The sequence below is a fragment of the Thauera terpenica 58Eu genome, assembly GCF_000443165.1.
Taxonomy (GTDB): Bacteria; Pseudomonadota; Gammaproteobacteria; order Burkholderiales; family Rhodocyclaceae; genus Thauera; species Thauera terpenica.
The window spans coordinates 22,244-32,839 of the sequence record NZ_ATJV01000062.1 but is presented as its reverse complement, the minus strand read 5'-3'; the positions used below and the strand labels follow the sequence as shown (position 1 = coordinate 32,839).

The window sequence follows — 10,596 nt, the reverse complement described above, 5'->3', positions numbered from 1 at the left end:
CCGTGGATAATCGACCCAGGGACGCCAGCCGCCGAGGTCGGCACGCTCGAGCGCGATATAGAGCCGCCCGACAGAGGCCAGCGGGGTGGCGAGATCGAGGCGACGCAGCTCGCCGCGCACGTCCAGCGTCGAAGCCAGGGCCTGTGGCGGCTGTGCGCGCAGGGCAAAGCGTCGTGAGCCGAAACGTTGATCTAGACGGAACTCCAGCTTCTCCAGCGCCAGCTCGGGCGCCCCACGCAGGCGGTCGTCCCAGCGCAGGCGCGCATCGTGGATCACGATCTGGCGCTGTTCGAGCAACCAGGCCAGCGCCCCGCCCTCAGCGCCGGCGTCGGCGCCCACTTGCAGCCCGGCGACGAACAGGCGGCCATCAGCCTCCCGTCGCAAGGCCAGTTCGGGTGCGCTGATCTCGAGGCGGTGGAAATGCGCTTGCAGGCGCAACAGGGATGACCAGGCGAGCGTCGCGTCGACGCGCGGCAGGTGCAGCGCCGGCCGCCCCTTGTCATCAGCGACCGTGACTTGCTGCAAGATCAGACGTGGCCGCCAGCCGGCCCAGTCGCCCTGGATTGCGCCGAGCGTCACCGGCAGCCCGAGCGCCTGCCCGGCTGCGGCGGCAATCTCGGTGCGGAACTCCGTCACCGCCGGCAAGGCCACATGGCGCACCAGCAAGACCACGCTGGCCACGACGATCCAGGCCAGCACCAGCAGCTTGCCAATGCGGTCCAGGGCGACACGCAGGCGCGCACGCCGCCGCCGTTCGGGCAGGGTGGGGGCAGGCAGCGAGGAAGCGGACGGGGAAGGCTCGGGGCGCGGATTCATACGGGTTCGCCGCGGCTTGCCGAGCCGCAATTCGGGACGGGCGGGCGACCGCGCGGCACGGCGTCGCGCGCGGTCCCGCTCCCGGGCACCCGCTGACACACGCCGGCACGACGTCGCGCGGATAAACTATGCGCTCGACGCCCACCAACAGCCTGCGCTGCGAGGGCCGTCATTCTACCAACGATAAGATCGAAGGCACTGGAGCCGCAGCATGACCACCCTCCCCCAGGCGTCCGCGGCATTGCCGCCCGCGGTGCACAATGCGCGCCGCTTTTCGCGCTATCTCTCGCGCATGCTCGACTGCCAGCCCTGGCTGGCTGAGGCGCTCGCCGCCAGCATCGCCGGGCCGATCGGGGCGACACAGATGGAAGACTTCATCAGCGCGCGCGAAAGCGCACTCGGTGGAGCCGACCTTGCCCTGCGTCCGGCCTTGCGCCAGTTGCGCATGTGGGTGCTGTGCCACCTCATCGTGCGTGATCTATCCTGCGCCGCACCGCTGGCGGAGGTCACCGAAACCATGACCGTGCTCGCCGAAGTCAGCCTGCGTCATGCGCACGCGGTGCTGCGCGCCGCCCTCGTCGAGCGCTACGGCCTGCCGCTGTCGCCCACCGGCTGGGAGCAGGAGCTGCTCGTCATCGGCATGGGCAAGCTCGGCGGACGCGAGCTCAACGTGTCCTCCGACATCGACCTCATCTTCATCTACCCGGAAGATGGCGACACCGGTGGCAAGAAGGTGATCAGCAACTATGAATTTTTCGAGCGCCTCGGCAAGCAGCTGATCCAGGCCCTGAACGAGGTCACCGAACATGGCCAGGTGTTCCGCGTCGACATGCGCCTGCGCCCCAATGGCGACTCCGGGGCGCTGGTGTGCTGCTTCGACATGCTGGAAAACTACTTCGTCACCCAGGGCCGGGAGTGGGAGCGCTATGCCTGGATCAAGGCACGGGTGATGCTGGGCGAACGCTGGTCCGAGCTCTACGGCATCGCCCGCCCCTTCGTCTTTCGCAAGTATCTCGACTTCGGCGCGATCAACGCCATGCGCGACCTGCACGTGCAGATCCGGCGCGAGGTCGCGCGCCGCGACCGCGCCCACAACGTCAAGCTCGGCCCGGGCGGCATACGCGAGATCGAATTCATCGCCCAGGTCTTCCAGCTCATTCGCGGCGGGCGTGACACCGCGCTGCAGGTCAGGCCGACGCTCAAGGCGATGGCGCTGCTCGCCGAGCGTGGCATCCTGTCAGCGACCGGCGTCGCCGAGCTGAGCGCCGCCTACGACTTCCTGCGCCGGCTGGAACATCGACTGCAGTACCTGGATGACGCCCAGACCCATGATCTACCGACCCAGACCGCTGACCAGGCGCTGATCGCCGAGGCCATGGGCTTTGCCGACTACCCCGCCCTGCTCGAAACCCTGAACGCTCACCGCGCCGTGGTCAGCCTTCACTTCGACACCGTGTTCGGCGACCCTTCGGAAGAGGACCACAGCCTGGATGCCACCTGGGCTGGCGCCGAGGACGTCGACAGCGTCGTGCCTGCACTGCAAGCCCTGGGCTACCGCCACCCCCGCGCCGGTGCCGAGCGCCTGGCCTCGATTCACGCCGGCCCGCGCTACCGTCAACTGCCGAACAACATCAAGAGCCGTTTCGACGCCCTCATCCCGCGCATCATCGAGGCCGCTGCCACCACCCCGGGTGCGGATGACACCCTCGCGCGCTTCCTCGACCTGATGGACGCGATCGGCCGGCGCGGGGCCTATCTCGCCCTGCTGCAGCAATACCCCCAGGCCCTGCGCCGGGTTGCCGACCTCATGAGCGCGTCGCGCTGGGGTGCACAATTTCTCACCCGCCATCCCCTGCTGCTCGACGAGATGCTCGACACCCACGGCACCGAGACCGCGCCCGACTGGCAGGCTTTCCGTACCGAGCTGGCGGCGGAACTCGATGCCGTCGAGCCCGACATGGAGCGCCAGATGGACGTCATGCGTGAACAGCACCACGCCCAGCTGTTCCGTTTGCTGACCCAGGACATCGCCGGCCTGCTGACGGTGGAAAAGCTCGCCGACCATCTATCCGAGCTCGCCGACATCGTGCTCGACCTGACCCTGCCGCGGTGCTGGAGCCGGATCAAGATCCGGCACCGCAAGGAGCCCCGCTTCGCCGTCATCAGCTACGGCAAGCTCGGCGGCAAGGAGCTGGGCTACGCCTCCGACCTCGACATCGTCTTCCTGTATGAGGACGATGCGCCCGAGGCCGCCGAGGTCTATACCCGGCTGGCGCAGCGCACCAGCACCTGGCTGTCGAGCCAGACCGCCGCAGGCCAACTGTTCGAAACCGATCTGCGCCTGCGCCCCAACGGCGAGGCCGGCCTGCTCGTCACATCGCTCGAGGCCTTTCGCAAGTACCAGCTCGAATCGGCCTGGGTGTGGGAGCACCAGGCCCTCACGCGCGCACGCTTTTCCGCCGGCGATCGTGCGATCGGCAAAAGCTTTGAGGCCATTCGCACCGAGGTGCTGTGCCTGCGCCGCGAGCTCGACACCCTGCGCACCGAGGTGAAGGCGATGCGCAAGAAGATGAGCGACGCCCACGGCAGCAAGGTCGGCGAGTTCTTCGATCTCAAGCACGACAGCGGCGGGCTGGTCGACGTCGAGTTCCTGATCCAGTATCTGGTGCTGGGCCATTCACACACCCACCCCCAGCTCACCGGCAACCTGGGCAATATCGCCTTGTTGCGCATGGCCGGAGAGCTCGATCTGATTCCGCTCGCGCTCGCAACGGCCTGCGCCGACAGCTATCGCGAACTGCGCCGCCTGCAGCACCGCCAGCGTCTCAACGACCTGCAATCGCGCGTGCCGCTGGCGGAGGCGGAAGCCGCGCGCCGTCCGGTCATCGCCTTGTGGCGCCATGTGTTCGGTGATTGAGGGAGCGTCAAGCCATGCCTGAAGAGATCGAACTGAAGCTCGCCCTGCCACCCGCTGCGCTCGCCGCGCTGCGTCGCCACCCCGTGGTCGCAGGCGCGGAGAAGCTGGGCAATGCGGTGACGCTGGACAACACCTACTACGACACCCCGAAGCTTCAGCTCAAGGCACGCAAGGTGGCCGTGCGCACCCGTCGCCAGGGACGGCGCTGGCTGCAGACAGTCAAGTGTGCAGGCCAGTCGAGCGCCGGCCTGTCGCAGCGCCCCGAGTGGGAACAAGCCTATACCGGCGCCTTCGACTTCTCCGCCATTGACGCCAGGGCGACCGCCAAGCTGCTCAGGCGTCACGCCGACGCCCTGATTCCGCTCTTCACCACCCGCTTCCGGCGCGAGACGCGTCGCCTGTGCCCACGCGACGGGGTGAGCATCCTGTTGATGATCGACTCCGGCACGGTGCAGTTCACCGCGCCCGATGGCAGCCTGCGCCAGACTCCCATCTGCGAGCTCGAACTCGAGCTCGAGCAGGGCGCAGCCTCAGACCTGTTCACCCTTGCCTGCGAGCTTGCACAAACCCTGCCGCTGATGCCGGCCGACGTGTCCAAGGCCGAGCGTGGCTATCGCCTGTACCTCGACCTGCCGCTGCGCCCCACCCACGCCGAAGTCTCCACCCTCAGCGCCGACCAGGGCGTGGTCGAGGCCTTTCGCGATCGCGCCTACGCCTGCGTTCGCCACTGGCAGGCCAATGTCGCCGACGCCCTGGCGCTCGCCGCTGCGCAGGCGCAGCCGCAGCCGCAGTCGCCCGAAGCGCTTGCCCCGGAGCTGACGCGCGCACAGTTCATTCACCAACTGCGCATTGCCCTGCGCCATCTGCGTGCCCTGCTCAGGCTGTTCGCGCCTGCCCTGCCGGCCGGCTTTGCCGGCCAATGGAACGCGCGTCTGCGTGACAACGCCAGACGTTTTGAAGATGCGCGCGAGCTCGACGTCCTGCATGACGAATTGCTCACCCCCGTGGACAGCGCAATTCTGGCTGATGCAAGCGCAATGACAGCGCTGCTGCAAACCACGCACAGCGCACGCGACGCCGCTCACCGCGTCGCCGCCCAGGCACTCGACATGGCTGAGCAAGGACGCCTGCTGCTCGAGTTCAGCGCCGCGCTGTTGCACCTGCCCGCGCACGGCCTTGTTCCGGCGCTTGATTTGCGCAGCTTCGCCCGCCTGCGCCTGGAGCGTCTGCGCAAGCGCGCACGAGGCCAGTTCGATGCGGCACAGGCACTCGAGCCGACCCGGCTGCACGTGCTTCGCCTGGGTTGCAAGCAGTTGCGCTACGGTCTGGAGGTGTTCGCGCCGCTGTTTGGCGCACAGGCCGTCGCGCGCTATCGTGCGCGCGTCGTCAAGGCCCAGGCCAGCCTGGGTTTCCTGCAAGATGTCGATGTTGCCCACGCTCGCATGCGGACCTGGGCAACATCGGATGCGAGCCTGCAGCCGGCAATCACCTTTGTCCTGGGCTGGCATGGGCCGCGTTACACGCACTTGCGCCAGCGCGTACTGCGCCACTGCCAGCCCGTGCTGTGGGGCAAGACGCCATGGTGAGCGATGCGCGCGGATAACTTGAAGAACACAGCATGGGCGAGGCAAGGCGTCGCCTTTTCCCGCAGTCTGAGCACCGTGGATCAGCCCTGAAGCGCAGTGCAACAGTCAAGAGTGAATTCCTCACAGCACGCGGGGTCATATTGACGCACAATACCGAGTGCAGCTCTGCGCGCACGTTTCCGTCCTGGCGGCACGGAGCGTGTGCGTGCACTTCCTCTCGACTGCTCAAGACGCCGCCCCCAGCCCGGACCGGACCATGCTCGGACGCTTTCTGCCCTCGCACGACACCATCAAGCACAGCCGCCTGTTGCGTTGGCTCGGGCCGCGCGTTCACGATCCGCTGCTGTGGCACTTCAATCGGCGCGCGGTTGCACGCGGCGTTGCGGTGGGTGCGTTCTTCGGCCTGATGATTCCGGTGGCACAGATTCCTGCTGCTGCCATCGCCTCCCTGCTGCTGCGTGGCAACCTGTGGATTGCCGCCGTGTCGACCCTGATCAGCAACCCGCTCACCTACGCCCCGCTGTACTTTTTTGCCTACCGACTGGGCGCCCGCATCATCGATGCCCCGGTGCCAGCGGCGATCGAGGCCGAGACCGCACAAGCGCCCATGGCCGTCATCGACTCCGTGGCGCAGGCCTGGTCCTGGCTCAGCGGCATTGGCCAGCCCCTGCTGCTCGGCATGTCGATCATGGCGGTGAGCGCAGCCATCCTCGGCTACCTCGGCGTACACATCGTCTGGCGCCTGCGCGTGCGCCACAAACGGCGCGCGGCGCTGCGCAATCGGCGCTTGCTGGCGCGCATGGCCCGCCTCGGCAGCACCTGAAGGCAAGCGGCCCTCATCCGTACGCCCTGGAGGTCGTAGCGGTCATGAACGAACCCATCAACAACGGCACCATCGAGCTCATCGACGGCGTACGCCGTATTTACTGTGACGGCTACTGGATCAAGGTCTACGACCCGCCGGCCGACTCCCTGCAGTCCAAGAAACAGCTCATCCAGGCGCTGACGCGGCGCCTCTTCAACCATGTCGAGCACGGCATCAACATCCCCGGCAAGCGCCTGGACGAAGCGCGCCGTGCCTACGAAACCGAGCACGACCCGGCGCGCAAGCGCGTCAAGGGCGCGATGTTCGCAGGCGCACTGTTCAATCGCGCCACCGACATCTTCACCAAGCTGGTGGAACTGCAGGAACAAGGCATTGAGATCGACACCGACAATGCCTTGATGCGCGAATGCGGCTTCTGTCTGCAGGAGGCCCTGAGCCTGGGCAAGCTGGTGCTGCATCGCAGCGGCGAGGAAGGCATAGACGAATTGTGGGGCGAACCCTTCCGCGCGTTCTCGATTCCGGTCGAAGCCTTCTACGAGAGCCGGATCATCAAGATCGCGCAAACCCTGCGCGACATCGATCGCCTGGGTGCGGTGATGACGGCCACCATTGGCCTGGTGCCGATGTACGACGGCATCCAGTCCGCCATCAATCACTTCACCCGCGCCGCCAAACTCAAGTGTGAAACCCTGCGCACCGACCCCGACATCTTCGATGTGTGGTCGGACTTCGTCGTTGCCGCGGAGGAACTGGCGGCCTTCTCGCCCGCGCCCTTGCACAGTCTGAATGCAGACGCGCGGCAACTGGGCAGCGACGGCCAGCGCCTGTTGCTGCAAGGCCGTGATCTGGTGAGCTACATCACCCGGGCGCGTGTGCCCATGCCGAAAAGCACGCGCGAATTCATCGAGCGCTGCGAAACCTTTTCCGCCCGGGCGCACATGCAAGGCCAGCCGCTGCTGGCCAGCCCCGCTCCTTACTGAGTCCGCCGCGCGCCAGGCTTCTTGCCCACGATCGCGGCGCTCAGATGATGATGCCGCCGCCCAGACAGACCGTAGACTCGTACACCACCACGCTCTGCCCCGGCGTCAGCGCCCACTGCGGCTGGGCGAAGACGATCTCGGCCCTGCCCTCGGCGAGGCGGTCGATATGGCAGGCCATGTCCGGCGTGCGGTAGCGCGGCTTGGCGGTGTACACCCAGTTGGTGTGCGGATCGCGACCCGCAATCCAGTTCAGATCAGTGGCCACCAGGCGTTCGCGCAGCAGCGCCGGGTGCGCATGTCCCTGCACCACATACAACACGTTGGCTTTGACGTCCTTGTGCGCCACATACCAGGCCTCGTGTTCGCCCGCCTCATCCTGATTGCCCTTGATGCCGCCGATGTGCAGGCCCTTGCGCTGGCCAATGGTGTGGTACATCAGGCCTTGATGCTCACCCAGCACGCGCTCATCGTCCAGCGCGCGAATCTCGCCCGGCCTGGTGGGCAGGTAACGCATCAGGAACTCGCGAAACGGGCGCTCGCCGATGAAGCAGATGCCGGTGGAATCCTTCTTGCCTGCCACATGCAGCCCGGCCTGCTCGGCGATCCTGCGCACCTCGCGCTTGTACATCGCACCAAGCGGGAACAGGGTTTTTGCCAGCTGCTCCTGGTTGAGCCGATAGAGGAAGTAGCTCTGGTCCTTGGTGCCGTCCTCGGCCTTCAGCAACTGGTACTCCTGACGGCCATCATTGCTCCATTGCCGCACCTGGGCGTAATGGCCGGTGGCAATGCGCTCTGCGCCCAGCGCCAGGGCATGGTCGAGAAAGCAACGGAACTTGATCTCGGAGTTGCACAGGATGTCGGGGTTGGGCGTGCGCCCGGCCTCGTACTCGCGCAGGAAGTCGGCGAACACGCGCTCCTTGTACTCGGCGCTGAAGTTGACCACCTCCAGATCGATGCCGATCACATCACACACCGACGCCACATCGACCAGATCCTGACGCGTGGAGCAGTGCTCGGCGTCATCGTCGTCCTCCCAGTTCTTCATGAACAGGCCGCTCACCTCGTAGCCCTGCTGTTTCAACAGCAGCGCCGTCACCGACGAGTCCACCCCACCGGACATGCCGACCACCACCTTCATGCCGTTTCCATCGTGCTTATTGGACATTCGGTCCTTCTCCATTGAGCCATTCGGCGAGTGGCAGCACCACCGCCGGCTCGCCATTGTCGACGAACCAGCTGTCCACCACATAGCGCGCACCGGGCGAGGCCGCATCGGCGCCGCCCGCATCCTCGATAATCAGGCCAGCCTCGGCACAAGGGCCGTGCGCCAGTGCCTCGGTTGACACCTCACCTGGCGCCGGTTCGGGCGCCACACGCACACTGCGCTCTGCGCACGACAACTCTTCGATTGCCGCGCTGAAGTGCTGGAAGATGAAACGTGTGCGCCGCACCGGTTCAAGCACCCGATGAAAGCGCAGTGCGCCGCGCGCCTCGAGCAGACGCAGCAGCCGCGTGCTTGAGGTCGAGTGGTCGATGCAGTCCATGCGACCATTCGCACCGTCATCAAGAAGATTGCCGCCGCGATCCGCAGCAATCGGCGTCTGGATGGCCGCTACACGGTACAACCGACCCAGGGCCTCGCCCAGCACGGCACGTTCTTCCTCTGCCGTCTGCGCGTCAGCGAAGCGCGCGACAAGACGTGTCAGGGTTGCGGCACGAAAGCGCACCTCCTCCTCGCGCACGCAGCCATAGTTGTAGCAGATGCTGACCGTGGACTCGGCCTGCTCCTCGATGCGGTGTTCAGCCCTCACCGCCGCCGGTTCAAGCGCTTGCGGTGACCGGGCCTGCGCCAGGCTGGGGACGCCAAGCAGGGCAAGCACGAGCAAACCGAGCATCGTCACGCCGAATCAGCTGTGGTGCACCAGCGACAGCGGATGACGCTGTCCGGCCAGCCAGTCTTCAGCGCACTGCAACACGAGCGGGCTGCGGTGGCGCTCAGCGCTGGCACGCAGTTCCTCGATGCTCATCCACAGCGCACGCACGATGCCCTCATCCAGCGTGCGCCCCGACTCCTCACCCAGGCTCTTGCCGCCATAGGCGAAGCGCAGATAGGTGATATCACCTTGTGCCCGCGTCCATTGGTAGACCCCCACCAGATATTCGGGCACGAAGCGGTGCGCGGCTTCTTCGAGCACCTCACGCACGCTGGCCTCAAGCAAGGACTCACCCGGCTCCAGATGGCCGGCCGGCTGGTTCAAGCGCAAGCCCTCGGGCGTATGCTCTTCTACCATCAGGAAGCGGCCATCGCGCTCGATGAGGGCGGCGACGGTCAGGTTCGGTTTCCACTCGCGCTCGATCAACTCACACTCCCCTGGCTGCAGCCCGGCATTCTAGCGTGCGATAGGGCTTTTCCCCAGCACACCGGGGCTTTCAGCCCAGCATGCGGCGTTCGCGGAGCGGGTGTTTGCGCTAGAATCCCGGGGTTAGGCTCGCCCGACGCGGGCCGTCGAATCAACTTTCTGAGGTGGAGAACAAAATCATGTCCATGGCTGACCGCGACGGTTTCATCTGGCAAGACGGCAAGCTCGTCCCGTGGCGCGACGCCACCACCCACGTGCTGACCCATTCCCTGCACTATGGGCTGGCCGTCTTCGAAGGTGTGCGCGCGTACAACACGGCCAAGGGCACGGCCATCTTCCGCCTCGCCGAGCACACCCAGCGCCTGCTCAACTCCGCCAAGATCTACATGATGGACATCCCCTACTCGAAGGATGAACTCATGGAGGCCCAGAAGGAGGTCGTGCGCGCCAACAAGCTCGAGTCCTGCTACCTGCGTCCGCTGGCCTTCTACGGCTCGGAAAAGATGGGCATCTCCACGCGCGGCGCCACCGTGCACGTCGCCATCGCGGCCTGGCCGTGGGGCGCCTACCTGGGCGAGGAAGGCCTGGAAAAAGGCATCCGCGTCAAGACCTCGTCCTACACGCGCCACCACGTCAACTCGACGATGCCGCGCGCCAAGCTCTCAGGCACCTACCCCAACTCCATCCTCGCCAACCTCGAAGTGACCAAGCAGGGCTACGACGAAGCCCTGCTGCTCGACAACCAGGGCTTCGTCGCCGAAGGCGCGGGCGAGAACCTCTTCGTGATCAAGGATGGCAAGGTCTTCGAGCCCGAGATTGCCTCGGCGCTGACCGGCATCACCCGCGACTCGGTGATCACCATCGCCCGCGACCTCGGCTACGAAGTCCACGCCAAGCGCCTGACACGCGACGACATCTACCTCGCCGACGAAGCCTTCTTCACCGGCACTGCCGCCGAGGTCACGCCGATTCGCGAACTCGACGACCGCGACATCGGTGAAGGCCGGCGCGGCCCGATCACCGCCAGGATACAGGCACGCTTCTTTGACGCCGTCAATGGTCGCGCACCGGAATACGAAAACTGGCTCTCCTACGTCTGATCTCCACGTCT

Annotated in this window: 9 protein-coding genes; 5 read left to right on the top strand and 4 right to left on the bottom strand. The window is 66.2% G+C overall.

Going from position 1 to position 10,596, the window contains the following annotated elements:
* A partial coding sequence (locus M622_RS0120375) for a YhdP family protein (protein ID WP_031347054.1) occupies positions 1–816 on the bottom strand: 816 nt, incomplete at its 3' end.
* Between the two features lie 211 nt (positions 817–1,027).
* Between M622_RS0120375 and glnE the strand changes: the two genes are divergently transcribed.
* The 4 genes from glnE (at position 1,028) to M622_RS32580 (ending at position 7,125) form a co-directional block, all read left to right on the top strand.
* The gene (gene glnE / locus M622_RS32595; protein ID WP_021249873.1) at positions 1,028–3,733 is read left to right on the top strand and encodes a bifunctional [glutamate--ammonia ligase]-adenylyl-L-tyrosine phosphorylase/[glutamate--ammonia-ligase] adenylyltransferase; all 2,706 of its coding nucleotides are present in this window, start codon (positions 1,028–1,030) and stop codon (positions 3,731–3,733) included.
* A 14-nt stretch (positions 3,734–3,747) separates the two neighbouring features.
* Positions 3,748–5,319 carry a CYTH and CHAD domain-containing protein gene (locus M622_RS32590; RefSeq protein WP_021249872.1) on the top strand — a complete coding sequence of 524 codons (1,572 nt, stop codon included), beginning with the start codon at positions 3,748–3,750 and terminating at the stop codon, positions 5,317–5,319.
* Positions 5,320–5,575: 256 nt separating this feature from the next.
* Positions 5,576–6,142, top strand: coding sequence for a DUF2062 domain-containing protein (locus M622_RS32585; protein WP_021249871.1), 567 nt, complete (start codon positions 5,576–5,578; stop codon positions 6,140–6,142).
* Positions 6,143–6,186: 44 nt separating this feature from the next.
* Complete coding sequence (locus M622_RS32580) at positions 6,187–7,125, top strand: hypothetical protein (protein ID WP_021249870.1); 939 nt, start codon at positions 6,187–6,189, stop codon at positions 7,123–7,125.
* Positions 7,126–7,165: 40 nt separating this feature from the next.
* On the opposite strand, the gene mnmA is transcribed toward M622_RS32580, so the two are convergent.
* The 3 genes from mnmA to M622_RS32565 are packed head-to-tail and all read right to left on the bottom strand — an operon-like array spanning position 7,166 to position 9,485.
* A complete protein-coding gene (mnmA, locus tag M622_RS32575) occupies positions 7,166–8,263 on the bottom strand; it encodes a tRNA 2-thiouridine(34) synthase MnmA (protein WP_021249869.1) in 1,098 nt (365 codons plus the stop codon).
* A gap of 16 nt (positions 8,264–8,279) precedes the next feature.
* The gene (locus tag M622_RS32570; protein ID WP_021249868.1) at positions 8,280–9,020 is read right to left on the bottom strand and encodes a hypothetical protein; all 741 of its coding nucleotides are present in this window, start codon (positions 9,018–9,020) and stop codon (positions 8,280–8,282) included.
* A gap of 12 nt (positions 9,021–9,032) precedes the next feature.
* A complete protein-coding gene (locus M622_RS32565) occupies positions 9,033–9,485 on the bottom strand; it encodes an NUDIX hydrolase (RefSeq protein ID WP_021249867.1) in 453 nt (150 codons plus the stop codon).
* Positions 9,486–9,664: 179 nt separating this feature from the next.
* Here M622_RS32565 and M622_RS32560 point away from each other — a divergent pair, with 179 nt between their 5' ends.
* Positions 9,665–10,585, top strand: coding sequence for a branched-chain amino acid transaminase (locus M622_RS32560; RefSeq protein ID WP_031347052.1), 921 nt, complete (start codon positions 9,665–9,667; stop codon positions 10,583–10,585).
* Positions 10,586–10,596: the final 11 nt, after the last annotated feature.

Bases quoted from the DNA above. Each gene is read 5' to 3' on its own strand.
- glnE (WP_021249873.1), top strand. From the start codon at position 1,028: ATGACCACCCTCCCCCAGGCGTCCGCGGCATTGCCGCCCGCGGTGCAC.
- M622_RS32590 (WP_021249872.1), top strand. From the start codon at position 3,748: ATGCCTGAAGAGATCGAACTGAAGCTCGCCCTGCCACCCGCTGCGCTC.
- M622_RS32585 (WP_021249871.1), top strand. From the start codon at position 5,576: ATGCTCGGACGCTTTCTGCCCTCGCACGACACCATCAAGCACAGCCGC.
- M622_RS32580 (WP_021249870.1), top strand. From the start codon at position 6,187: ATGAACGAACCCATCAACAACGGCACCATCGAGCTCATCGACGGCGTA.
- mnmA (WP_021249869.1), bottom strand. From the start codon at position 8,263: ATGAAGGTGGTGGTCGGCATGTCCGGTGGGGTGGACTCGTCGGTGACG.
- M622_RS32570 (WP_021249868.1), bottom strand. From the start codon at position 9,020: ATGCTCGGTTTGCTCGTGCTTGCCCTGCTTGGCGTCCCCAGCCTGGCG.
- M622_RS32560 (WP_031347052.1), top strand. From the start codon at position 9,665: ATGTCCATGGCTGACCGCGACGGTTTCATCTGGCAAGACGGCAAGCTC.